Below are 25895 nucleotides of genomic sequence, written 5' to 3'. Positions count from 1 at the left end.
AAATTGGTTTAAAAATTGCTGCTACTGTACCTCATAAACTCCGAATCTGCTGTAAGGGTTTCAATAATTTAAATCAATCCATATTTATTCGCTGAAATTCAGACCTAGTAATGAGTTGAGTACCCTTAAAATTTTCTTTACGAATCAGCTCTTAATTTTGAATTGGTATGAGTCTGTTCCTGTAGCCCCACATCATTTTTGTATTTTAAGATACCAAGAATTTCCTGAAGACACTGGAGATAACAAATGTTACTGTGGGCTAGTTGAAAACCAAGAGGCAGATTAGCCTTTATCAATATTGAATCTGCTTTGTGTTTTTACACAATAGTCATAGTCATGGGCACAATATTCAAGTAGCTTGAAATATGAAAATCACTCATATTCACCACCAGTTTGAAAAACTATGGTTAACCGTTTTACTTCCGTGAGTACTGCTCTCACACTTAAGGTAGTTGGAATAATCTGCATTTTGTCGTTTTTCGTTGACTTTTTGATTCTGTTGTTACCCTTTCAACCCACCGATCGGGTATGGCAAATCAATTTGGGAACAGCGCTTGTCGATCGCGGAATTGTCCCTCTAGTCGGTTTGGGGCTTTTGTTTGCTGCCTATTGGATTGAGAATGCCGATCCAGCAAGCGATCGCCCCCAGGGTATCGACTTAAGATTTCCCGCCGCGATTATCTCCAGTATTTTAGGGTTGATGTTCTTGCTGATTTTTCCCCTGCACTTAAATAACGTCAATCAAGCCAAGACTCAAACACTCAACCGAATCACCCAGGAAGCAGATCAGGCAGAAACTCAACTGAACACTCGCTTATCGCAATTGCAAGCACAACTGAATACTGAGCAAGGAAAAGCGCAACTAGATCAGCTGCGAAACCAAACCAAAGCTCAGTTTAGTGAAATCCTCAAAGATGACCAAAAATATAAGCAAGCAATTGAAAGTCCTCAAATTCCCGCAAATATCAAAGAGTTACTCAAGAAGGCTAAAACAAATCCCCAAGTACTTGACAAAGCTATCGAACAACAAACAGATGTTCAAACGCTGCAAACTCAACAACTAAGCCAAGTTCGCCAGCGCCGAGACGAAGCACTGCAACAAGCTAAAGATACTGCTTGGAAATCTGGACTGAGGATTGGTATTAGCAGTTTGCTATTGTCCATTGGTTACATTATCATCGGCTGGACAAGCTTAAGAGGTAGGGGTGCTGTACAAGGTGGTAAACCTAGAACTGCCGCACGCTAATCCACTATTGGCATGGCAGTAGGGAGTATCCAAAAATTATTGACGGCTGATACTGCCATGCGCCTAATAGCTAATAACAATAAAAAGACAACGATCGCTGAGTAAAATCGCTATAAAACTTGAGTAATGTTCTCAATTTACATACTGACATATAACGAAGAACTAGATATTGCTGCTTGTATCGAATCGGCGATGTTATCAGATGACATCATTGTTGTGGATTCATGCAGTAGCGATCGCACTGTGGAAATCGCCAGTCGCTATCCCATCCGCGTTGTCCAACACGCTTTTGAAAGCCACGGACGCCAACGCACCTGGATGTTAGAGTCTATCCCCCCGAAGCATCAATGGGTTTACATTCTCGAAGCTGACGAGCGCATGACACCAGAATTGTTTGCAGAATGTGAAAAGGCAAGTCATAATCCAGACTACATCGGTTACTATGTGGCTGAACGCGTCATGTTCATGAATCGTTGGATTCGCTACAGCACACAGTATCCGCGTTACCAAATGCGACTCTTCCGCCACGGTAAAGTGTGGTTTACAGACTACGGTCATACTGAGCGAGAAGTTTGTGAGGGTGCAACTAGCTTTTTAAAAGAAACATACCCACACTACACTTGTAGCAAAGGTTTGAGCCGCTGGATTGACAAGCACAACCGTTATTCTACTGATGAAGCTCAAGAAACATTGTATCAGCTAGAACAGGGTAAAGTTAACTGGCAAGATTTATTCTTTGGCAAATCGGAAGTCGAAAGACGGCGTGCCCTGAAAGATTTGTCTTTGCGTTTGCCTGCTAGACCGTTGCTCCGGTTTGTATATATGTATTTTATCTTAGGCGGATGCTTAGATGGACGCGCCGGAGTCGCTTGGTGTACATTGCAGGCATTCTATGAATACCTGATTTTGCTCAAAGTCTGGGAAATGAAATATCTACCAAAACCTAATTTAGATACAACAGCGATTTTGGTAAAAGAGAGTACACAACAGGTGCAGTGTGCGGATTCTGAAACTACACAGGTTGATGCGGCGTGAACAGGGCTGAAAATCCTTTTGATTTCCAGTAAAATCAGCGATCGCAAAATCATATGGTGCACAGATGTGCTACACAGATCCTTGACTTCGTAAAAGTTGTCAGGGATCTTGTTTTTTATGAATCAAGACTAGATAAAAGGCAATACAGTTCAGTTGGACTTTGGAACCAGAGTTTTACCCTTAACTGAACCGTATTGAGATAAAAGGGACTTCCAAATAAAAAACATCCCAAATTTTCTAGTGGGATGGGTGTCCTCATCTGTATTCAGGGCAAGCAGAATACTTACCCCATAAGATGGATAATTTATTTCTTAGAAATCCTTAACAAATTAATATTTTTAATAGAACATTTTCATAAAAGCCGCTCCTGTTCAAAAGTGAGTGACTGAACAGATAAACTAATAAATTATTTTATCCAGTAGTACTTGCACAATCATCAGCAGCTTTTGATTAAGCGCGGTACATTAATAATATCTAAGAACTTGCAACAATCATTTACAAGTCTTATAAAGAAAAGTAATATCCTCTAAGAATAAACAGTTGCGATCGGATTGGTGAATGTCTATGTGTATGCTTATAGGAAAATAGCTAATTTCCAGCAGCAGGTACGTGTTTTTGCGACAGCAAGCAACTTGCTAGCGTTTTAGACAGTTGCTTGCGGCAAAAACTGCCAAAGTTAAAGCCTTCGGAATTTGACGAATCTGCTGGTATGGATACGAATAACAAAAGTTCCTCTAGCTTAAAACAGGAGAATCGGGGCTTGGTAATCGATCGCCTAAAACAGGACTTAAAAAACGACCTGATTGCTGGTTTATTGGTAGTAATTCCCCTAGCAACCACTATCTGGCTGACAATTACCATTGCGACTTGGGTAATCAACTTCCTCACCCAAATTCCTAAACAATTGAATCCCTTTGATGGGTTAAACCCAGTTTTAGTAAATATACTTAATTTATTAGTAGGATTGGCTGTACCTCTACTAAGTATATTGTTGATGGGATTGATGGCTCGGAATATAGCTGGGCGCTGGTTGTTAGATTTTGGTGAGCGATTATTACAGGCAATTCCTTTAGCAGGACAGGTATACAAAACTCTCAAACAGCTTTTAGAAACGATACTAAAAGATTCTAATGGCAAGTTTCGCCGAGTAATTTTGGTAGAGTATCCCCGCCGAGGAATTTGGGCGATCGCTTTTGTGACTGGTGTAATCAGCAGTGATATCCAAGCCCAGATATCTCGCCCAATGCTAAGTGTTTTTATCCCCACCACCCCAAATCCGACTACCGGATGGTACGCAGTTGTTCCTGAAGACGAGGTGGTGAACCTCTCAATGTCGATTGAAGACGCCTTTAAAATAGTTGTTTCTGGTGGCATTGTCGCCCCTAATACGCCTTTTGTTTTCCCTCAAGAATCCACACTGGAAGTGAAACACGACGAAATCAAGCAGTAGGTTATTCCCGTTGAAGAAACTTAAAATCAATCTGGCATAGTCACAAGCAAATGCGTAATGTTGTTGTTTGAGTGTGCCAAAATTGATATAATTATAAGTTTGTTTTGCCTAGTTAATTCAGTTCTTGCACAATCACCCCTCAGTTTTATGCAACCTCGTAAACCCCAGCAAATTGCTCGTGAATTGGCGCTTTTAAGCCTTAGCCAATTGCCAGTCAACCCAAAGAAATTAGATAAATTAGAAGACGATCAACTAGTATCCAAGTTGGTGCTAGGAGCAGTACGTACTCTGACCTCAGAAGTACAAGATACCCTCGATAATGCCGCAGGTGAACTGCAACGCAGTAACGATCGCCTCTTAAGCAGCCAAACTCGGGCCTCCGACCTCAATACTGCCAGAACAATGCTTCAAGAAGCGATCGCCTGCACCCAGACAGCAATTAATCAGTTGGGTACAGCAGTTGATTTCCCAGTATTGATTCAATTAGCTAATCAGGACAAGGGAGTTCGAAATTACGCTAAAGAGCTTGTAATCACCGTCAACGAAAATCGACACATTATAGATGAACTCATTTCTGCGGCCTTAGTAGATTGGCAAGTAACTCGTCTCGCCCAAATTGACCGCGATATCTTGCAAATCGCCGTGGCAGAAATGAAGTTCTTAGGAGTTCCAGACAGTATCGCCATCAACGAAGCTGTGGAGCTAGCCAAACGCTACAGTGGAGACGATGGTCATCGGTTTATTAATGGTGTTTTGCGCCGAGTCACTGAGCAGAAAAAAACTGCGTAGTACTGCCGCGGAATTCATAATTTCTTTACTGCCGTGGAAAAAAATCTGTAGCCCCTTCTGCGGCTTCCTCCAAGCGGAACCTCTTCCAAGGGAGATGCTGCGCAAACAGAGGAAACCTTTTATTGTAACGATTTTCTTTAAACTGGCGTTGAAAGGTGAGGATAACCCGGAAGTTTTCACCCCAAGAAAAAGTACAAAGTTAAATTAAACTCATAATTTATAACTTATAACTCATATAACTAATACTGCTGCAATGGTTTTTAATTGGTTCCGTCGTCAACATAACGATTCCTCTAACACTCCCTCTGATAAGAAACAGGAAGAAACTCCTCCTGCAAAAGAACCCCAACCAAAGCCAGCCGAAACCTCCACACCAACTGCTGAAACTACACCAGACACAACGGCAGACTTATTGGCATTTGCGAAAGCTGCCTACAAAAATATTCAGCAAAAACAGCAAGTCGAGGTAGTAGAAACCCCGCCCGATCCAGCAGATACCTTAGCACCATCAATACAACCTGAAACCGCAGAAACGGCAACTGCGGAAATAACTGAACCAGAAGCTACTAATACAACCGTAGAAACAGCACAACCAGAAGTTATCCAAGCTGCTAGTGAGGAAGAAATTACAGAAGATTTTTCAGTGGCAGCAATTGCTGAACAGCCAGATGTTTCCACCACAGAACTCACGGCAAGCGAAGTTGAACCAACACCTAGCGAACCACTAGCTACGCCAGAAGCAACACAGCCAACAGCACCAGCTAACTTATCCTTTTTAGAACGGGCGGCGGCAGAACGGCAAGCCAAGCTAGAACAACTAATAGCCACCGCCATTGAAGTTCCAGAACCGGAGGTAGTACAGCCAGTAGCTACAACCTCAGAAACAGGAGAGGAAAGTCCCGGACTGCTATTTGATGATGGGTTTGTCTGGTCAGCGAAAGTTCTAGCAGCTCAAGGTAGGAGTGCAGAAGACGTTTCTATTGAAGAAATTACCTGGCTGAAAAAGCTCCGGCAAGGGTTAGACAAAACTCGCCGTAGTATTCTCAATCAACTGAAGGCGATCGTTGGTCAAGGGCCGCTAAACCAAGCTGCTGTGACGGAAATTGAGGCATTGCTTTTGCAAGCTGATGTGGGTGTAGAAGCGACAGACTTTATTATCAATGCCTTACAGACAAAACTTCGAGAAGAAGTCACCGCACCTGAAGAAGCGATTGCTTTCCTGAAAAAAATCCTCCGGGATATGCTGGATGCACCGAGCAAAACATCCCACAAAACTACCTTTACGCCAGAAAAAGAAACCTTGAATATTTGGTTAATCACTGGGGTAAATGGTGCCGGTAAAACCACCACTATTGGCAAAATCGCCCATCTGGGACAAAAATCTGGCTATAAATGCTTAATTGGGGCAGCAGACACATTTCGCGCCGCTGCTGTGGAACAAGTAAAGGTTTGGGGTAGTAGAAGTGGCGTGGATGTAATTGCCAATCCGGGAAAAAATACAGATCCGGCAGCAGTTGTATTTGATGCGATCGCAGCCGCCCAAGCGCGTCAAACCGAATTACTTCTGGTAGATACAGCTGGGCGACTGCAAAACAAGAAAAATTTAATGGACGAACTCGGTAAAATCCGGCGAATTATCGACAAAAAAGCCCCAGATGCCAAAGTAGAATCTCTTTTGGTTCTAGATGCCACTTTAGGCCAAAATGGACTACGGCAAGCTGAAGTTTTTTCCCAAGCTGCCCAACTCAGTGGTGTTGTCTTAACCAAGCTAGATGGCACTGCTAAAGGCGGCGTTGCCCTTGCCGTTGTACAGCAGCTAGGTTTACCCATTCGCTTTATTGGTGCTGGCGAAGGAATTGAAGACCTACGCCCCTTTTCGAGCTATGAGTTTGTCGAAGCTCTTTTGAGTGGTTAATTGAAAAATTTCGAGTTAAAAATTTTTCTTACCAAACTTAGGACTTACGCAATATTGTATTATTCTTCTCTGGGAGACACTGCGCGTTGGCGTCAGCCTCTGACAGAAAAGGAGGTTCGATAAATTAAGCTTTTTAGCTATTTTTGCGTAAGTCTTAAAACTGATAAATTTAGGGATGACTGGTGTTGGCTATGGCGACTTACTCGTGCAACGTCTATCGAGAGGTTGGAATTATGATGGTTAAATGAAAAGACTCTTTCTGACTTTTGACTTAAAGTTCTTAGAAGATATTTCTTCTATTTTTAGTGTCATCTCTTCTATTCATATCTTACACTTACCAAATGACTCACCCCTAGAATAAATTACAGGCTAATGGTTTAACTCTGTTACCTTTGACTAAGAAGATAGAGTTACTTCACTTTTATCCAGTTTTGATGGATTTAAATTTTGCGTATTCAGCAACTCAAAATTTACAAAACGAGAAATTAAAAATGGAAAAGCTCAATCTTGGCGATTATCCGAGCATTTATGGTGTACAAATTAAGTATTTGAAAACTTATTAACATATACTCAGGTTTGGGAACGAGTGTAATTCTGTTTTTGAGCAAATCAAGCTCGATTTGAGCGCTTATAGAGGTTTTTACTCAAAAGACTTCTAGTCTTCTAGTTGCTTCTGCCCAAAAAGTCCCTCTGAGAGCGTTAGAAATTATTCTTTGAATAAAGTATTTTTATGACTTTAGAGATATGCTTTGGTAATTAAGTTATGGAAAAATGAAAAATTTTCTGATATATCAGCGAAACTAGTAATTTTTACGGGTAAAATTTGGACTAAAAATACATGATTTGAAATAACTAATATTCCATCAAAAATACAATAAGCAAATAAAATACTTATAAAATTTGCCTGTTACGTCTTTATACTCTTGCTAAAATGGCAAGTCTTGTCTAAATATGGTTTAGCAATGCCAAAGCCAAAAGATTTATAAATCATCTAAAATCTGCCAATATAAAGTGCAATAATACCCGTGCCTGTGTCTCAACTGCCCTCTCAACCCACTGATAATAGTAGTAGTGCCGCGACGGATGTCACACCAGTCGTGGCACTCAAAGAACTCGTGGCAAGGTTGCACCGGGAACAGAACAAAATTCAAGATTTGCTAAGTTCTTTAGGATTTGCCCTGAGAAGTTTCAATAATTTGAATCAGTTTTTGGAACTGATTCCACTGATGGCAACAAGAGTGACAGATGCAGATGGTAGCGCCCTGTTTCTCTACAAACCTAATGGTCAAGTCAGGTTAGAACAGTTACATTGGCAAGATAGTGGCCAGCGCAAGAATATCCGCAAAGCGCTAGAAATAGCCAGTAGTCAAATCACGCTTTTACCCAATACTGCCCCTCTAGCGAATGCCACGGGGATTTTAGATGACCAGATGCATCGCTATTTGGGGCCAGATGTGCAAATCTTTGGTACGGCGATTCTGGTAAAGCATACAGAACGGGGATGGCTCTATGTCTTGAGCCGCGATCCAGAATATAGTTGGACAGAAACCAGGCAAAAGTTAGTTAGGTTAGTGGCAGACCAAACAGCAGTAGCGATCGAAAACGATGAACTAGCTGTAGAACTAAGAAAAAAAGAACGCTTAGACCAAGAATTAGAAATTGGCGCAGAAATTCAACGGCGACTTCTACCACGTCAATGCCCTACAATTCCTGGTGCCGTCCTAGCTGCACGCTGTAAACCTGCCAATCGCGTCGGCGGAGACTACTACGACTTTATTGCTACCAATCATAATAAGATTCAGCCCAAGATCAAAGGTGGCAGCGAAACTAGTCGCTGGGGTTTAGTTATTGGAGATGTCATGGGCAAAGGTGTCCCTGCTGGGCTGATTATGACGATGATGCGGGGAATGCTACGGGGAGAAGTGTTACATGGTAATTCCCCAGCCGGAATTCTACAAAACTTAAATAGAGTTATGTATGCGGATTTGGAAAATTCCCACCGCTTTGTAACACTATTTTACTCAGAATATAACCCCTACAGCCGAATTCTGTCTTATAGCAATGCGGCACACAATCCTCCTTTATGGTGGCACGCAGCGACAAAAACTGTCACCCGTTTAGATACTTTAGGAATGTTAATCGGTTTGGATGCTAACAGCCAATATGAAGATGCCCAGGCACAGCTAGAGCCTGGAGATACAATTATTTACTATACAGATGGCTTAACTGATGCCGCTGCTGCTGGTGGCGATCGCTTCGATGAAGACAATTTTGTTACTAGCTTCAATACTGCTTGTAAATACTGCAATGGGCCAGAGGAGATTGTAGATTACCTATTTGACCAAGTTCAGCAATTCATCGGTGCTGATAAACAAAACACTGATGATATGACACTAGTTGTTCTGCAAATCTTATAATCATTGGCTATTTATACTCGATCGAGTCCATTAGTCAATGCTTGAGTTTATGGTGACAGAGGATTCACCACAGTGATTACACTAAATTTAATTTTTTATTTATTTTTCTTTGAATTTTCGTGGCGACCGCCCAAATGGTTGCACATCAACCTTTTTTGGGAACTTGTTTGTATTTAGCCTTTAGAATAATACATAAAAAATGATCGTTAGAATACTTTTCTGTTCAATTAAAAACTATATATTTTGCACATCTAGCACAGTAGGAAACGCCAAGGGGGAGAGCAGGTAAAAGGTAAAATGTACAAGGTAAAAAGTAAAAGGTAAATTTACTTCTTCATTTTTGCTTTCTTTCTATCCTTGTGACGCAAGCATTTGGTCTGCTCCCTTTTGGCGTTTTAATTTTTCTTTCTCCGCCGTAGCAAGTTCACAACAGCTACGACGGAGTTTTGCTTTCTTTGTTTCTTCGTCCTAAATTTGGTTTTTTAAACTTCCTTGCTATTTCAGCGAATAAGCTTCATTTAATAATTTGTCAAGATATTTCTAGAAAATATTTTCGATGAAGAATTTAGATTGCTATTCTTGCGCCCCAGCTTTTTGCAGACTCCGCACCACATTTTTATAACCATTAAATTCTGCAATCATCAAAGCAGTATAACCGCCACGGTTTTTCAAATTCACATCTGCCCCAGCTTGGAGTAATAACTGCACAATTTCGCCATAACCTCCTGAAGCCGCCCACATCAATGATGTGGCCCTCGCTGAGTCTTGAAAATTCACATCTGCCCCCTTTGCCAGCAGCAAATGTACGATCTCTTTGTGTTGGCGTTCGGTTGCCTTGATCAAAGCAGTTTTGCCATCATCCCCTGGAATATTGACATCAGCACCATAGTCTAACAACACTTGCACCGTTTGGGTGTGTCCTTGTGATGCAGCCAACGTCAAAGGTACTTCACCAAGACTTTTCCCATTTATATCTCCGCCAGAACGTACCAGTGCCTCGACAATTTGGCTATGTCCCTGCAATGCTGCTACAAGCAGTGGTGTATCGCCCAGGTGGTTGCTAATTTGCACATCTGCACCCCTGTCAAGTAATATTTGCACCACATCAATGTAGCCTTCCACAACGGCAAGGTGTAAGGCAGTTTCACCATCTCGATCTTGAAGATTAATCTGGGCACCTCCATCTAGTAAAGCTGCTGCGATCGCACTGTGTCCAGCCGCTGCTGCTGCCGATAGGGCTGTTCCACCATCAGCGTTTTTCACATTCACATCAGCCCCTGCTGCTAGCAGTGCTTCCACAATCTTTAGATGTCCTAAGTCTGCCGCTAGCATTAAAAGTGTCTCACCCTCCTCATCTGGGATATTTACATCGATACCAGTTTGGAGAATTGCTTGTAAAACTTCTATTTTTCCCTGCTTAACGGCAAGTTTCAACGCCGTATCATTATCTTTATCAACAATATTAACTTCGGCACCAGCAGCCAATAAAACTTGCACTACATCGATATAACCTTTGAGGACTGCTGCCATTAATGCTGTACTGCCATCTTCATTAGTGGCATTGACATCTGCACCTTTAGATAGTAAAAGTTGCAAAATGTCAAGCTGTTTGGCACTAGCCGCCAACATCAAAGCTGTTAAACCATAGAGTTTTCTGGGCAAGTTGATATTTGCCCCAGCATCGAGCAGCGATCGCACAATTTCGGTGTAGCCTAAATTGGCAGCAAACATTAACGCCGTGGTACCTTGGCGATCGCACGCGTCCACCCTTGCACCAGCAGCCAGTAGCGCACACAGCCCCTTAATATCACCACTTTTAGCAGCTTTGAGCAGCAAAGTATCGTTGTTTTCAGTCATGGATGAGATCCCACACAAGGGGTTTTGTTCGTCTACCCTCAAAATTTAGTCTGAGATTGTTTATCCACTTTGGCAAGAGGGTGAAGGAAAATAGTCGGGGACGTGCGGAAGTCTCTTTTAATTTGTGCAACATTAAGCACAGAAAATAGAGTTATGCTAATTTTTATAAATATTTAATAATTAATTAGGCGAGAACACGATGAGTCTGGAACTTTCTACGTCGGTGAAATATTGGCTGAACTTCTTCCACCCGGTGCTCATGTGGGCGCTATTAGTACTCTCAATTTATGCTGCCTATTTGGGACTGCAATTACAGCGTACCAGAAATGCTCAAGGGGAAGAAAAGAAAGAACTGATTAAAGGTAGATATAACGTCAGACACTACCAAATCGGTTCTATACTCCTAGCTTTGATGGTAGCAGGTGCGATCGGAGGGATGGCTGTCACTTACATCAATAATGGTAAGTTGTTTGTCGGGCCTCACCTGCTGGCAGGACTTGGTATGACAAGTCTAATTGCATTTTCTGCTGCTTTGTCCCCTTATATGCAGAAAGGGGCAAATTGGGCGCGTGCAACTCACATTTTAATAAATTTCACTCTTTTGGGACTTTTTGCTTGGCAGGCTGTTACTGGGGTGCAAATTGTCCAAAGAATTCTCACTAAAGCATAGTCCTTTGCCATTTGTCCTTTGTCATTTGTCATTAGTAGATGATAAATGACAAAGGATTGTTGACTCAGCGCTTTTGTTTAGAATTCCCAGGAAATGGTATTTCTAAAGATTTATGAAAATCTTCCTGAACTTTGCGAGTTAAGCGGCGGGAGACTTGGCGGACAATTTGGTTAAGTAAGCGATCGCCTGTAGATTGAATTATAGATTTGGGTAATCGCTGAATAAACCGGGGAAAGTGAAGATAAACTATCAAATCCAATTCCCATTCAACTCTTGTAACCTTACCAATGCTAGTGGAAAGATCGGTTTCTTTTAACTCTAGAGATGCACGATAGTCTACGTCATAACCAGGCGGTTGGTAGTCAGGAATGGGGATTGTACGGATGCGGTAAATACCCTTTTCTGGGGGCAACAATTCCAAACCTATTTTCGGTTCTACTTCATAACCGAAAGAACCAAAACGACCAATTGTTAAAGCATAGCCATTTTCCCCAAGTGATTGCACCTTCATGGGTTCAGCGCAGCGCGCAAACCATGAGGCGTGAGAATTGAGATACTCAGCAACCTTCTCTACTGGGGCAGCCATTTCCATACAATCTTGATAACGACCGTAAAATTTTGTCAACGTCGCTACATTTGGTTCTGTTAATGTGTCCTCGGCTTCTTGGCTGGACGCTACAGGTAAAACTGCTTCTGTTATTTCCCAGGATTTATATTCGCCTTTTCTTGAAAGCATAAATGCATTACTGTATATTTTGGCGTTAGTCTATATTAATGATTCCCCACACACCTGGGTCATTTCGCATTCAGATCCTATTTTGACCGAAACCTCATGAATCTGCGAGTAACTCCATAGAATTACTAAAATAAAGAACTGAACAAGCACACAATAGTTTCCCAGGATAGCATTTATCATGAAAGCATTTGTAGCAGGGGCAACAGGTGAAACAGGTCGCCGGATTGTGCAAGAATTAATCGCGCGGAATATTCCCGTCCGAGCCTTGGTGCGGGATATAGAGAAAGCTAGGGGTATTCTGTCTCCTGAAACCGAATTAGTGTTAGGCGATGTGTTACAACCAGAAAGTTTAACTGCTGCCTTGGGAGATAGCACAGTTCTATTGGTTGCGACTGGGGCAAAACCTAGCTTTGACCCCACTGGCCCCTATAAAGTGGATTTTGAAGGGACTAAAAATTTAGTAGATGCTGCTAAAGCAAAGGGAATTGAGCATTTTATCTTAGTTTCCTCTTTGTGTACTTCTCGGCTTTTCCATCCGCTGAATTTGTTTTGGCTAATTTTGTTGTGGAAAAAACAAGCTGAAGAGTATATTCAAAAAAGTGGTCTTACTTATACGATTGTCCGACCTGGTGGGTTGAAGAATGAAGATAACTCCGACCGCATCGTGATGCAGAGTGCAGATACGCTGTTTGATGGTAGTATCCCCAGGCAGAAAGTTGCACAAGTTGCTGTTGAAGCGCTGTTTGAAGCAGATGCACGCAATAAAATTGTCGAAATTGTTGCCAAACCTGAAGCAGCTTCAAAAAGCTTTAAGGAGCTATTTCAGCAGTGCTGATATTTCACAGGATTTTATTGCTTCTGTCTCTTAATTCTCATCCCCAAGATCATCGGCTCACATCTTTAGGGAAAAGTGATTTTTATGGCTCTGCCTACGCACTTTTTCAATTCGCCCCTTGATTATGCTCCTTAAAGCGATCGCTCCATCTCCCCTGCAAGGGCTTGTTCCCAAATTAGCAGATCCTCCGGTCGGTCAACATCAGCTAAGGGCAACAAGTCCGCGTATGATAAATTAAGTTTCTGGGCAATATCCACGGTTTTCTGGAATACTTGAGCAGTTCCCCACTCGATGTTAACGAATAACTCCGGGATGGGTTGGTGCAAACCAATTAAGTAATATCCACCATCGATCGCAGGCCCAAGTACGAGGTCAAAAGCGTGTAACTTCTCAAAGGCTGTTGCTAAAATCTGGGCATTCACTCCAGGACAATCTGTACCAATGATAATTACTTTTTCTGCACCAGATTGAAAAGCATTAAAAAGCGATCGCGCCATCCGCAAACCTAGATCCCCTTCACCTTGAGACTGGTAAAGCAAATCCAACCCCAGCCAGTCTTGCATAAGTTGCGAATCGCCGCCTGCAAACCGCACTTCCACAGATATGTCAATGGCTTTTTGCAATTCTTGAACCTGAAATATTGTATGCTCAGTCATTTCCCGTTGAAGATTGGCAGCACCAACATTTCCCAAAGCAGGTATCAATCGGGTTTTTGTCCTACCTGGTTCTGGATAACGGGTGAAAATAATCAGGTGCTGTTTTGGGCTTGCTGGTAAGTTCAGCACACAATACCTTGTTTAACAACTAAAAATATCTTAATAGCAATACTTGTCGTTTTCGTTGGCTCTAGAATGATCTTTTCCCGTCCGCATAGCCCCCAAAATGGTAGAAACATAGACACAACGTCTAACTTTACCACCATTCAAGCTGTAGAAGGTTATCTGTCCTAATCCGCCTACAGTACATTGATTTCCAACTTCAGAGATCGGACAACCGTGATAGTTAAATAAAACTCGCCACATTTGCTGTGAAGGGTGTTTTAGTAAAGTTGTCTCCTTTTTTCCTTTATTGTTTTCCTCTTCATCAATGCGAATGTTCGGCTCAAGACTATGCCATAAGTTGCCATTGTTTTTAACAGCATCAGGAATGAATTGTCCTGCCTCTGCTTGATGAACTGCCCATTGCACGACACCATTTTGTATACGAAAACTGGTTTGCCTAGTTAATTTATCTTTAGTGGCTTGGCTTTGCGCTTGGCGCATAGCATAATAAACCTCATTTTGACTAGTGTTGAGACGACGAGTCTCCACAAAAGCCAGCCAATTAGATATTCCGAGCGTAGCTAATATACCAATTAATACAATAACTACTAAAATCTCTGGTAAGGTAAAACCACTGTTGGAATGATTATTCTTCAAGAGATTTTTTGCAGAAACTAAAGACGGTAGATGCACCAGGCTATTCATTTTTATTCTGAGAGTTTTTCAGCTACCTAGCTGTTAAACAATTTTCAGTTTGTTTAGCTTTTTACTTCGTGCTGGTTAGTAATATTTTCGAGCAACGTAGGCATTAAAATAATTATAAAAATTTTTAATAATAATTTTAAAGTAAAGTTTATTCGCTGAAATCTTGAAGAATTATTCAGAATATAATTCCATAAGAATTTAGCCGCAGTTAAAGCTTTCTGTCGATTAAACGGCTTTTGTAGAGCTTTGCATGTCAGGTATTTATATAAATTTGCCAGACTGAGATTCCAAGTACTTTTAAGTGCTAAAGGTCTTTCCTTATATGCTCTATCAAGCACTTGCAAGCAAGCTTTTTCTTGTCTTATAAGATTAGAAGAAACGGAATTAGCACTTATTCTGTACAATATTTGTACAAATGGTACGCATACAAAATCAAACTGACAAGCTAATCGCAACCACATATCCCAATCTTGAGCAGCATTTAGAGATTCATCAAATCCACCTAATTTGATTAAAGCTTCTCTACGAATCAAAGGATTGGAGCCATTCTCTAAAAAGTTTGTCAACAATAACTTTTCATAAACGTCTCCATTGGCTGTAACGTGTGTACCAGAGAGTACTATTTCACCATTTTCATCGATATAATCAGTCCAACTGTAAGCAACTGTCGCAGTAGCATTTTCTTGCAGAGCCTTTAACTGAGACTGAAGCTTATCAGGTGTCCAAAGATCGTCCGCATCTAAGAAACTAACAAATTCTCCAACTGCAAGCTGTAGACCTCGGTTACGACTAACGTTTCCACCAGCATTGGTATAAGAAAATATTTTTATTCGAGGATCTTTAATTTGTGTAACAACATCTAAAGTTGAGTCTTCTGAACCATCATTAATTACAATTAATTCTAGATCGCTCAAAGTTTGATTTAGAACAGATTGAATTGTATGATAAATAGTATTTTCACTATTATAAGCGGGTATAATTACAGAAGTTTTCGGCAAATCTTGACTATAGTTAATCATTTGATAAGGCTAATTTATTTTTTAATCCTTTGCGCAAATTAGATTTTAAGTAGTAAAAAGGACTCATCATACTAGCCAAGTAAAATTCCATTTCAAAAAGTGCAATTAAATTACTTTTCAATTCCCCTCTATAGTGAATACGGTGCTTTAATACTCGGCGTAAATTCCCCAAAATAGTTTTTATAAACAGTATTGGTTTTTGCCAATTTTTAGTATTTATCAAGCTTAACTGGAAAATACACAAGCCACAACCGCGTGCCAGAGTTAAGAGATAATCTCTCTCAAGTCGCCAGCGTGGTATTTGATGATAAGTGTGCATGGTAGGATTATACCAAATCTGCCAGCCTGCATAATGTATGTAAAGCAATGGTTCATAGTCATCACCCTGTACGAAAATACCAGGCAACTTCCCACTTAAATTAGGCCGCTGTGGTACATTTTCACGCCATACCTGTTTCCGAACAACAAGCGCCGCACCAGGAGGAAGTCTTAAATTATCTGCGTCAAATAAATATGGATTTGAACCATGTTCTCTGATAGCTAAAAAAGCTTGAATTCTTTCAAAATTTTCTGGTGGGTTTACTTCAAAATCACCATGAATCTGTCCACTCCAAGCACCTGCTTGAGGATGCTCTAATCCAAAGGTATATGCTTCTGATAACCAATCAGGTGCAGGTAAATTATCATCATCTAAAAATGCGATTAGCTGCCCTTTGGCTTCACGTACTGCTCGCAATCTCGCAAAAGCTGCTCCCTGTTCGGTTTCTAAAACATATCTTAAATGACAGTTTCCATTATATATTTTTTGGTAATTCTGGATAATTTCAAATGTATTATCAGAACTATTATTATCCACAATAATAATTTCCCAGTTAAGTTGTTCTACTCCTGTCTGGGTTAATAGCTTATCCAAAATTTTAGGTAAACGGGTTGCTCCATTGTATGCAGGAATGGCGACGCTAATATCTAAATTTTCAGCTGTTAATTCAGTCATAATGCCTAAGGTTTTAGTAATTTATTTTTTAAAATATCCATTTTTCCAAAGATAAAAAGGACTAATGAAACTACTTAAAAAAAGTTCCATTTCACAAGCTGCTACCAAATCATCTTTTAGATTAGTTCGATATTTGAGTAAGTGTAACGTGATTTTACGTAAGTCATTTATCATATAAGATAAAAGAGCAAATGGTCTATATATTTGTTTAATATTTACCATTCTAGTTACACAACGGCTAAGTCCAATCCCTCGGAAAAATGGAATCAAATAATCTTTCTGCAAACGCAATTTTGGTATTTTGTGTGATATTTCCATTTCTGGGTTATACCAGATTTGCCATCCTGATTTTTGGATGTAAGACAACATCTCTAAATCTTCACTGGTAAGCATATTGCCTTTAACTCTGCCAGTTAAAATCGACTTATCAGGTACACTTTCTAACCATGCTTGTTTACAGACAACAAGTCCGGCTGAAGGGGGTAGTAATTTTTTAGATGCTTCATATAATAGCGGTAGATTCCCCCGCTCTGTAATTGCTAAGAATGGAGCAATTCGCTTAAAGTTTTCCGGTGGTTCTACTTCCCAGTCTGGGTGAATTTGGCTGCCATAAGCTCCAGCTTTAGGATATTTTTCACCAAAAGCATAAGCTGCGACTACCCAATTTGATACTGGGTAGTTGTCATCATCTAGAAAACCTATGAATTTACCTTTAGCTTCTAAAACTGCCTTTTTTCGAGCATAAGCTGCGCCTTGTTTTGCTTCAAAGCAATACTTTAAAGGGTAAGGACATCGCCAATCTTTTTGATAGGTTTGAACAACTTTAGCTGTATTATCATTGCTGTTATTGTCTACAACTATAATTTCCCAAGATAGATTTTCGGTGTGAACTTGGTTTTGTAGTCGTTCTAGTAGTTCAGGCAAACGATTTTCACCGTTATAAGTTGGGATAGCTACAGTAAAGTCAAGGTTCTCAGTCATTTTCCGAAAAGTATATTTTGATGACGCTTATTATTATGTTCAGGCAATGGCTAATTTATCAATGGCTCTTAAATAAACTATCAAATATTAAAACTGCACATGATGTTTCAATTTTGCTATCAACGTGCAGTTTTATGTTCAGCAATATTACGTATTTTTTAACAAATCTTGGTATTTAAATTACTTAACTGCAATTATTATCTTTTGCTGTCACTATTGAGCCTAAGATAGTTTTCACAATAACACATCGCTTTACGCTACTAGCCAATGTAGGATTTGCAGAGCTTGGTACAGCTACCACTATTTGTAACCCAGATGTTCCAAGGCTTGCATTGGGTAAAGTTCCCATATAGTCAAAAGTAATTTTTGCTGATGCATTTAAAGAATAGGATACAGTAGAATCGGCAGTGTTTTCAGTAGTGCTATTTAGATTTGTACCTAGCAAAAATTTATCAGAGCTAACGCCTACATCCGTTCCTAAAGGTTTCCACGTGCTGATTTCAGCTAAAGGCAAATTGCTACCATCACTCTTTTTGGTAGGAAAAATAGCAACCTCTTGAGTTGTGCTATTTTTCCGAAAACTGACACTGTAGCTAAGTTTTTTGTTTTTAGCTTCGCGCTGTGCTTCTTGCAGTGCTGCGAAAACGGCGTCGTTAAACTTATTGATCCGTTGCCGATTTACAAAGGCAGCCCAACCAGGAGCTGCGATCGCTGCTAAAATTCCTACTAGCAGCAGTACTACTATTAACTCTATAAGACTAAATCCAGCATCTTGTTGCTTGTAGCCATTAGTAGAGGGTCTATTTGCTAAATATTGCTGCTTTAGCTTTGTTTTTCGGCTGTGCAACTGGAAATAATTTAATAGTCTTAAACTAAGAATATTCGCCATACTATCCTGCTTTTAGTAATATTTGTCAAAGATAGAAGCTATTTGGTAAAGATAAAGCTACTTCCTTGAACCTTAATGTTTGCACTCGGAAAATAACTAGATTTACTCTGCGCGTAACGTGCTTTAGTTTCATCTTGTATTAAACGAGCTTGTGCATTACCCCTTAAATAAACTTCCGCAGCACTTCTATTATCTGCGCTAACTGAATCTACACAAGCATAAAAGCCTCTTCTAGCAAGGTTTGCGACTGCTGGAACTTGACTAAAGTCAGTAGAACAAGTCACTGTTGCTGTAGCTGTTGGGGTTTCCTGTGCTGTTGTTGTTTGATCTATAAAATCAACCAAAACCACGGGAACTTGATCGTAAGTCCCACCTCCTGCCCAACTATTCATTTTTGCTTGTAACGTTATGCCCTTTTGTGACAAGTCAAATGGTTTAAAACCTTTATCTGGACATGGTAGATATTTGTCGGTTGCAGTAAATCCAGAGCAAGTTACTGTAGCAGCAGTATTTGGAACGCCATCTTTAATTTCCCATCTGGCGATGCGTGCAGCGTTAGACCAAGTAGTGCTAGTGTCTTTAATTAAATAGTAGGCAACTAATGAGTAAACAAAAGTATCATCTTTTTGAGTGCCTGTAATTGTGATTGCTTGATTAATTAATGCTCGTTTCCAAAAAACAAGCACAGGAACTTTATCTGTTCCGTTAGGTAGTTGATTCCCAGTTGTACTTGCATTTGGGCAAGTATTAGCGGTACTAGTATCAACAGTACCGCTTAGACAAGCAATTCCAGTAGCATCATAAATATATATTGCTTGTTGGAGATCGCGAGTAATATAATCTAGTGCAGCTTTAATTTCTTGCTCAGAGTTCGCTTTGGCTTGTTCCTGACCATCAGTGTTTAAAATACTGATCATAAAACTTAGTAACGGCGTAATTACTAAAAATGCAATGAGCATAGCCACCAATAATTCAATCAGGGTAAACCCACTATTTTTATTTCGCTTGTGAGAGGGTTTTAGCTGAGTACTTAACAGCCACCTCAATATATTCATTTTGCTACAGGTTCTCCTTTATGACCGATACTGAGTTATGAAATTATTTATGTTTAACGGGTTAATTATGGTTGACAACCACCAAGGCGATCGCACAAAGCGCTATACGAGCTTTGACCCCTGACAATTTCAGTTGTCATTTCTACTAGTGGTGCTTTGCGATCGCCTAATCCCCCAGTGAATGTTGCTGCTGTTTTTCCATTGCTATCACTACCTTTTTTCAAGCTACCAGTACCGATGAAGGCATCTGAACGATATACCCGAACTCCCAAACGATAGCCTTGACCTTTATCAGCATCACTATCTGTAACAGCAACGCGAATAGCTTGAATGTAAAACAGATCGCTAGTACAGTCGGGATTAGCAAGGCTGCCATTTTTGTTAAAGCAATACAAACCAGTGCTAGCAGTAGGAGCTAACGTACTACTCAATAAATAGTCACTGCTTGAACTGGATACATTTCTAGTTGTGCTAGCAGTTAGTGTAACGGTGATTGTCGGATCTGAGATTGTTTTAGACTTTATAGCATCAACGAAGGCTTTAGCCGCTCCTGTTGCCAATTCCACCCGTTTAGCTTGTACACGAGTTGCTGTTGACATTACTAAGACAGGTGCGATCGCTACTAGCAAAATGGCAACTACGAGGATTGCCACAAGCGACTCAATGATCGTAAAACCAGAATCGTTAGACTGAGCAGATAATTCTTGTAGTTGGCGTGGGTTCATACTCGATTTCTTAATAAGGCTATGTTTTAAAGTAATTTGCGATCGGGTGTAATATATTCGTAACCTCTCTCCAAACCTCTCTCCTACAAGGGGAGAGGCTTTGAATTTTCCCCCTTACCTAATAGAGAAGGGGGCTAGGGGGTTAGGTCTGTTAACGTGGTCTATTCACCCGAAAAGTGATGTAAAAACTCTCATTCAAACACTTTAGGATGGTTGGAGTTGGCAGTTAGTAGGACGTTCAGTTGCAGGTAGCGCAAATTTGAACTTGCGGTCAGGGGCCGGAGGGGTAGTAACAGGGGTAGAGACAATGGTGCCAAAGTAGGCGCTGGGCGCATCCTCAAACCCATTCCCTGCATTCGCATTTTCATCTTGTACACCACATAACAGAGTTTTCACCCAAAGGTCATCGCGGCCTACTTCTCTGAAGTATTCATTCGGAGGATCTGCTGCTGGAGTTACAAAGCGCTGGGCAAACAAGTCGGGGTTTTGCGCCAATAACGCCACATCAAAACCCCAGTTACGGTTAGGAGCCATATAATAAGGCGCTTCACCACTAGGATTAGTAATGTAAGTACTATCTGATGTGTAACCAGGTCTTGCAGAATTCAGAAGTCTGTAAAAGATACTGTTATTATTCAAAAGGTTAGCAGCGCTAGTATCATTAGGGTCAGAAGTGGTTGCAGGAGGAGTTGTTGGCCCTGGTCTGACAAGAACTTGGAATGGTGCAGTAGCATAGATACTGCGTTTAAATTGGATAAATGAACCGTTGATATTGGCATCAATCCCATCCCAGTTTTCTAAGAAGCGCACAAAGTTATGCAAACCTCCATTGATTTCGTAGGTACTTGCACCCACACGAGCCGGAGTATCACCAGCAGCAACTACTAGATTAAAATTTGTTTGACTTGCCTGAGACAACCATCTAGTGTTTTTAACTACACTAGATGATCCTGCTAAAGTGGCGTAATTTGGAGTAGATGGTGTTGCGGTTGTTAGTTGTAATTGCAATACAGGTTCAAATAGCGGCTGGTATGACGCATCTCTGCTGGGTGTAGTGCTGAATAGTGACGCGTCTGTGGCTCCAGGAAAATCTCTAAGCGAACCAGAAGCCGGTAGTTTGGGGTATCTGTAGAATACACGATTAGTATTGTTGTATTTGATCTCGCTTATAGTTGATGGTGGTGGGCTAGTAGAAGTACTTGTTGTGGTTGCAAACCATAGAGCATTAGTTGCTATGTCAGGTAAACTAAGCGCGTCTATCAAACCACCTATGATAATTAGCGGCAATTCTCTTACTACACCTAATTTAATACCTAGTGGAATGGGAGTGGCGCTAGTATAATTTATTGCATTATTACTAATATCAACAAGCTTCGCAAAATCAGCATTAGTCGTTGCTACATTATATTTCCGTTTGAACGCAATCCTACGAGCAAAACCTTCAAAACCAGTCCTTGGCGATCGCGCAGTTGTACCAGCTAAGAGTCTGGTAAGATCGGTTACACCAACTACTTCACTAGACCTTTTTAGGATTTCTGTGTTTAGGTCTAAAGCATTACCTGTATCAGTATCACTATCTAAACCCACATACCAGTCACCCGGTTGACACTCTGAAACTGGTATTTTGAAGCACATCTCCATTACATACTCAGGGAAACTTCCTCGACGCTGAATGGGCGTGACAAAGTTGTTCACGTAAGAACTGTTATTGTTTACTGAGTCGGTAGAAGTGGGAGTACCTGTATAGTAAGTATCACTACCAGAGTTAGTCAAGAAATTAGATGAAGTGACAAAGTTGTTATTCCAGAAACCTACCTTCAGCCGACTGAGTACGACGTTAGGATCGCTCCCTTGGTTATTTCGCAAGTCGTAATCACCTTCATTGCGGAAACCTTCACGGAAGTTACCAGAGAGCAAGGTAACAGCATCGGCAATTACTGATGCTGGTCGCCAAGTTTCGCCTGTTGTGCAATTTGGTAGTCTAGGGTCACTAGGCCGACAAGCAAAGTCAGGATCGCGATTTGCCGCAGCACGAGTGTAAAATTTAGTATCGTAGGTAGCAGCGCTGGGAGCAGGTAAAAGATCCGGGGTTTTGAATTCTTGTTTAGTGTGCAGATTAAAATCGCCTTTAACATACACTGGTAGCTCAGTTGCTAAAATTAAGCCTTTTTCTTCTGCTCTGTAATTAGTCTGGCGACTCAAGTTAGTGCCATTAATCAACATAATGGCGTTAGGTCGCCGTTCTGGATCGAGATTGTAGTCACTAGCGCTAATATTTTCACTAGTTGGGTTACTGCGATCTTTTTGAGCATCATCACGAGAGGCATAGATAATGCCGCTATTGGGCAATAGATATTCGTTATCCGATGCAGCGCCAATTGCTTGTGTGCGAAGCTGACCTAAATTTATGCTAGTGGCACGAATTTCTAGAGGCTGACGCTGTTCAACTTCTAAATTGTAGTTTCCAGTTAATGTACCACCTTTATCTATAGCTTTAATTTGTCGGGCATCAAGAAATGCAGTTTCTTTGATTGCGCCATCAGGAATGTAGGTAGTACTCCGAGACAGAGTGCCATCAGCAATCTGTATTGCACAGATAGTAGAGTCAATTGCTGATTGCTCAGAGAGAGTGAGTTTACTGGTTGTTGCTTTGGCCAGTGCTTGCCGTAGTAGAGGATTCACAAGGCGACCATTGGGAAATACCAAGTTAGCTTGATACTTCAAGCGATTTAGCAAAGTTACACCAGTGTTAGTTACATCATCAGCATTAGCCCCAAGTGTAAAAAAACCATTGGCATCTACTGTTTGTCCTCTAGTTATACCATCAGATGCAGTAGCGGGAGCAGCATAAACAATCCCATTGTTAGATGCTGCTACTGTTGTCGAATCAAGGGGATTATAGGTGTTTGTAGTTGCTGTTGTCTGATTGGTAGGGTTGTAGTAGCTACTTACACAGGCCATGGGTGTTTGATAATCGTCTGGTGTACTCGCCTGAGGACTATAAGAATTAAAATTGTAGTGATACACCACCGTGGCACGCATTACTAAATCACCACGTTTTTGTTTACTTGCATTCAGAGGATCGGTCGGATCGGATACAACCATAGGCATAGTATCTGGCCAGACTACAGTGCCATAACTTTCGTTGACTCCCGACGTGCTTGGATCGTCAACCAGATCGGGCTTTCCTCCTCGTGTTGGAAGAGTAGGTTGGACGAGTGTTCTTAGTCCAGAACCTGTAGGTGTATATACTCCTGCGCCTGTAATCACCCTTAGTCCACCGACCACATCAAGGGGATTAGATCGCGGTGAAGCGGCTGAAATTTCCCAAAAACCATCACGTCCAGTTACCCCTAAATCTGATAACTGTCTGAGGCGAGTGGTACGAGTTCGATCTTTGGTAGTGCTACTTGTCCACCTCACAGCAGGACTGATGGTTTGGGGATCGTTCTCTCCTACAAAGTCTCCTTTTGTGTTGTCCCAGATAAGTTCAGGTAAGTTGTTGCCTACTACGATGCGATCGCCTAATTCTGTTTCTATTACAGGAGTATTATCTACAACGTCTGGATCTCTAGTAGGTAGTTGCGCTGTATTTAGTGTTAGTGTTGTATTAGTATCTGTTGGATAAATCCAGGCATCCATTGGACGTAGCGTATTAACAGAACCTTGCATAAAGGTTGTTGCATCTGTTATGTAGTCGTACTCAGTAGTGCCAGTTTTTATAATAGCAGAATTACCATAAGGAACTTCTCTAAATGGTACACGTCTAGTACGTTTACGGAACCAGGTTTCTAATTCTTCCTTACGTACTTTAGTGGAATCTAAGCTTGGATCGTTTAGAGTCCGGTTGGTTATATTAGTTCTGATTTCTTGAGGATCAGTAGTAGCAGCATTGTTAAGTTGTGCCTTCACTAATAAGTCTATGCGTTGAGCATAAGCCTGAGTGTTATACGCAATGTCATTCGAGTTATTTGAAGTGGTTTTATTAGTAGATGCTAAAGTTTTATTTGTAGTAGGCGCACCATTTTCTACAAATAAATCTACGTTTGTTCCACCTGTATCACTTGTACTGATTGGACTACCAGTTGCAATATTACCGCCAACAACTATCTTGCTATTTTCTCGTTCGTAGTAACATGAATACCTACTACTGACCTGAAATAGGGTTATATTTTGACTGCTTACACCAGTAAATAAGTTACTGTTGGTAAAGATGCGTCCATTCAGACGGAATCTCGGCCCTGGTGTAATATCTAAGTCATCTTCATAAACAACAGCATTATTAGTAATAGAAACTTGACTACGATCTTGTTGCATTTCTAATGCCGAGAAGCCCTTATTACCTCGATACTTCTCATATTTGGTTGTATCAAGAGAAGTAGCTTGAGCAATATCACTAATGGGAACTGTGACTGCATATACGAAAAAGCTTTTTTTCAATTCGCCAGTTGGTAGCTTATACCAACCCGAACTACCTACTAAGCTGGCGCTAGTATCACCAGCTACGTCACAAGCTCCACCTGCCTTAGCTGGTAGCATCGGAGGGGTTCTAGCATCTAGTGGGCTTCTATTTCGGAGTGTACCAGTTTGGGGGGGAGTACGGAAGTAGATACCATAGAGAATAAAGCTATCAAATTTACCGTTATTATCTGTATCGGCAGGAAATTTCCAGGCTGTTTGTATGCTTTCTTGATTTTCTAAAGCCATACTACTAGCTGCTTCAATCATAGGAGTTGAAGTACTTTTATTAAGGTTATAAGCCAGGGTTATAGGAGTTTCATCACCAAATGTATAGACAGAAAGTTTATTAACTAAGGTATTGTAAAGGGTTAGATTTGATGGGACAGAACGTGGTAGAGTCGGGTCAGCGAACAGTGCACTTATTTTGGCTTTAGCCCTGTCTAAAGCAGGGGTGGCGGCTTGCATTGTCGCTTCATTTACGCGGACATTACTAGCATTTTTAGAACGCTCAAAAGACCGAAATAAAATTGCAGTTGTTAACAGTACGACTACCAAAACTACCATTGCCACTGTTGGCAATACAAAGCCAGAATTAACTGACCCGCGTCTTCTTTGAGTACCAAAGATAGTTCGCAAAAGCCAAATAAGTTGCTTATTAATTGCAGATAAAAGCTGCTTGCTAATTTTTATGAAGGTTTTTTGAATTACCTTGAATAGCTGACGTTTTCTAGACATATCTGCTTCCTGGTCAAGTGGATTATAACGAATTTTCTATTTTTTCAAAGTTTTAACTCATGCCTATCAAGTATTTTTACAGGCATTACATGAGACGATATTTATCTAACGACTAGATTTTGCTTTACTAACTTCCAAACTAAAGTAGCTATGAAAAAGATAATTTATTAAAGTTATATCATTTATGAAGTTTTCATTTGATCCGGTAAATACTGATTTTTTCAGAATTATTTAGTTCAAGTCTGATAAATAATAAGAGCATTAGTTCACAGTATATTTGCGTAAATGTGTTTTATTTGAAGACAAATTTATGAAGATGTTGTCAGCAGAGTAGGCTTATAATACCCATCTGTTAAAGGAAAGATATCAGTTAGGTGCAAAATAATCAGATGTGCGGCTTATATTCCCGACTTCTTTAATTAAAAAGTCGGGAATCTTGTTGTTCGCATTCCTTTGATTAATTACTAATTACTCATTAGTACACCTTGGCATAAATCCCACTACCACCTTTAAAGACAAGCAAGCTTCTGCCACAAGGTACGCAAAATTAGTACCCTGTGGCAGAAGCTACTAGGCATCATAGATGCAACACGCAGTTACATTAATGTTAAAAGGATGGT

The 25895-nt window shown here is 40.7% G+C and carries 19 protein-coding genes; 8 read left to right on the top strand and 11 right to left on the bottom strand.

What is annotated here, in order from left to right; genetic code table 11:
* The first annotated feature begins 403 nt into the window (after window positions 1-403).
* The 6 genes from RMX89_RS02270 to RMX89_RS02245 all read left to right on the top strand — a co-directional run bounded on the left by RMX89_RS02270 (window position 404) and on the right by RMX89_RS02245 (window position 8852).
* On the top strand, window positions 404-1246 hold the full coding sequence (locus tag RMX89_RS02270; RefSeq protein ID WP_322682245.1) for an HpsJ family protein: 843 nt from the start codon (window positions 404-406) through the stop codon (window positions 1244-1246).
* Window positions 1247-1372: 126 nt separating this feature from the next.
* Complete coding sequence (locus RMX89_RS02265; protein WP_322682244.1) at window positions 1373-2281, top strand: glycosyltransferase family 2 protein; 909 nt, start codon at window positions 1373-1375, stop codon at window positions 2279-2281.
* A 709-nt stretch (window positions 2282-2990) separates the two neighbouring features.
* Window positions 2991-3731: a DUF502 domain-containing protein gene (locus RMX89_RS02260; RefSeq protein ID WP_322669835.1), complete on the top strand. Its 741-nt coding sequence runs from the start codon at window positions 2991-2993 to the stop codon at window positions 3729-3731.
* Window positions 3732-3878: 147 nt separating this feature from the next.
* Window positions 3879-4520 carry a transcription antitermination factor NusB gene (gene nusB / locus RMX89_RS02255; protein ID WP_292787087.1) on the top strand — a complete coding sequence of 214 codons (642 nt, stop codon included), beginning with the start codon at window positions 3879-3881 and terminating at the stop codon, window positions 4518-4520.
* A gap of 253 nt (window positions 4521-4773) precedes the next feature.
* Window positions 4774-6435: a signal recognition particle-docking protein FtsY gene (gene ftsY / locus RMX89_RS02250; protein ID WP_322687757.1), complete on the top strand. Its 1662-nt coding sequence runs from the start codon at window positions 4774-4776 to the stop codon at window positions 6433-6435.
* A gap of 1025 nt (window positions 6436-7460) precedes the next feature.
* Window positions 7461-8852, top strand: coding sequence for a PP2C family protein-serine/threonine phosphatase (locus RMX89_RS02245; protein ID WP_322669833.1), 1392 nt, complete (start codon window positions 7461-7463; stop codon window positions 8850-8852).
* Between the two features lie 573 nt (window positions 8853-9425).
* Here the strand turns inward: RMX89_RS02245 and RMX89_RS02240 are convergent.
* Window positions 9426-10709 carry an ankyrin repeat domain-containing protein gene (locus RMX89_RS02240; RefSeq protein ID WP_322687756.1) on the bottom strand — a complete coding sequence of 428 codons (1284 nt, stop codon included), beginning with the start codon at window positions 10707-10709 and terminating at the stop codon, window positions 9426-9428.
* 199 nt (window positions 10710-10908) lie between these two features.
* On the opposite strand from RMX89_RS02240, the gene RMX89_RS02235 reads away from it, so the two are divergent.
* On the top strand, window positions 10909-11379 hold the full coding sequence (locus RMX89_RS02235; RefSeq protein ID WP_322682239.1) for a DUF4079 domain-containing protein: 471 nt from the start codon (window positions 10909-10911) through the stop codon (window positions 11377-11379).
* Between the two features lie 64 nt (window positions 11380-11443).
* On the opposite strand, the gene RMX89_RS02230 is transcribed toward RMX89_RS02235, so the two are convergent.
* The gene (locus tag RMX89_RS02230) at window positions 11444-12115 is read right to left on the bottom strand and encodes a DUF1997 domain-containing protein (RefSeq protein ID WP_322687755.1); all 672 of its coding nucleotides are present in this window, start codon (window positions 12113-12115) and stop codon (window positions 11444-11446) included.
* A gap of 178 nt (window positions 12116-12293) precedes the next feature.
* Between RMX89_RS02230 and RMX89_RS02225 the strand changes: the two genes are divergently transcribed.
* Window positions 12294-12950 (top strand): NAD(P)H-binding protein, encoded by a 657-nt coding sequence (locus tag RMX89_RS02225; RefSeq protein WP_322687754.1) that lies wholly within the window; start codon window positions 12294-12296, stop codon window positions 12948-12950.
* Between the two features lie 131 nt (window positions 12951-13081).
* On the opposite strand, the gene RMX89_RS02220 is transcribed toward RMX89_RS02225, so the two are convergent.
* The 9 genes from RMX89_RS02220 to hpsA all read right to left on the bottom strand — a co-directional run bounded on the left by RMX89_RS02220 (window position 13082) and on the right by hpsA (window position 25275).
* Entirely contained in the window at window positions 13082-13735 is a 654-nt protein-coding gene (locus RMX89_RS02220; protein WP_322687753.1) for a TIGR04282 family arsenosugar biosynthesis glycosyltransferase, read from the bottom strand.
* Between the two features lie 30 nt (window positions 13736-13765).
* On the bottom strand, window positions 13766-14416 hold the full coding sequence (locus RMX89_RS02215) for a type II secretion system protein (protein ID WP_322682236.1): 651 nt from the start codon (window positions 14414-14416) through the stop codon (window positions 13766-13768).
* 53 nt (window positions 14417-14469) lie between these two features.
* Window positions 14470-15435 carry a glycosyltransferase gene (locus tag RMX89_RS02210; protein ID WP_322687752.1) on the bottom strand — a complete coding sequence of 322 codons (966 nt, stop codon included), beginning with the start codon at window positions 15433-15435 and terminating at the stop codon, window positions 14470-14472.
* Window positions 15428-16429, bottom strand: coding sequence for a hormogonium polysaccharide biosynthesis glycosyltransferase HpsE (gene hpsE, locus RMX89_RS02205; RefSeq protein ID WP_322682234.1), 1002 nt, complete (start codon window positions 16427-16429; stop codon window positions 15428-15430). The genes RMX89_RS02210 and hpsE (RMX89_RS02205) overlap by 8 nt, the downstream gene beginning before the upstream one ends.
* 21 nt (window positions 16430-16450) lie before the next feature.
* On the bottom strand, window positions 16451-17410 hold the full coding sequence (gene hpsE / locus RMX89_RS02200) for a hormogonium polysaccharide biosynthesis glycosyltransferase HpsE (RefSeq protein WP_322687751.1): 960 nt from the start codon (window positions 17408-17410) through the stop codon (window positions 16451-16453).
* 184 nt (window positions 17411-17594) lie between these two features.
* The gene (locus RMX89_RS02195) at window positions 17595-18299 is read right to left on the bottom strand and encodes a prepilin-type N-terminal cleavage/methylation domain-containing protein (protein WP_322682232.1); all 705 of its coding nucleotides are present in this window, start codon (window positions 18297-18299) and stop codon (window positions 17595-17597) included.
* 38 nt (window positions 18300-18337) lie between these two features.
* Complete coding sequence (gene hpsC, locus RMX89_RS02190) at window positions 18338-19354, bottom strand: hormogonium polysaccharide secretion pseudopilin HpsC (RefSeq protein ID WP_322687750.1); 1017 nt, start codon at window positions 19352-19354, stop codon at window positions 18338-18340.
* Window positions 19355-19419: 65 nt separating this feature from the next.
* Window positions 19420-20079: a hormogonium polysaccharide secretion pseudopilin HpsB gene (gene hpsB, locus RMX89_RS02185; RefSeq protein WP_322682230.1), complete on the bottom strand. Its 660-nt coding sequence runs from the start codon at window positions 20077-20079 to the stop codon at window positions 19420-19422.
* A 204-nt stretch (window positions 20080-20283) separates the two neighbouring features.
* Complete coding sequence (gene hpsA / locus RMX89_RS02180; protein ID WP_322687749.1) at window positions 20284-25275, bottom strand: hormogonium polysaccharide biosynthesis protein HpsA; 4992 nt, start codon at window positions 25273-25275, stop codon at window positions 20284-20286.
* Window positions 25276-25895: the final 620 nt, after the last annotated feature.

This window comes from Nostoc sp. DedSLP04 (assembly GCF_034530775.1).
GTDB lineage: Bacteria > Cyanobacteriota > Cyanobacteriia > Cyanobacteriales > Nostocaceae > Nostoc.
The sequence above is the reverse complement of the archived record's forward strand: the minus strand, read 5'-3'. Positions and strand labels throughout refer to the sequence as shown.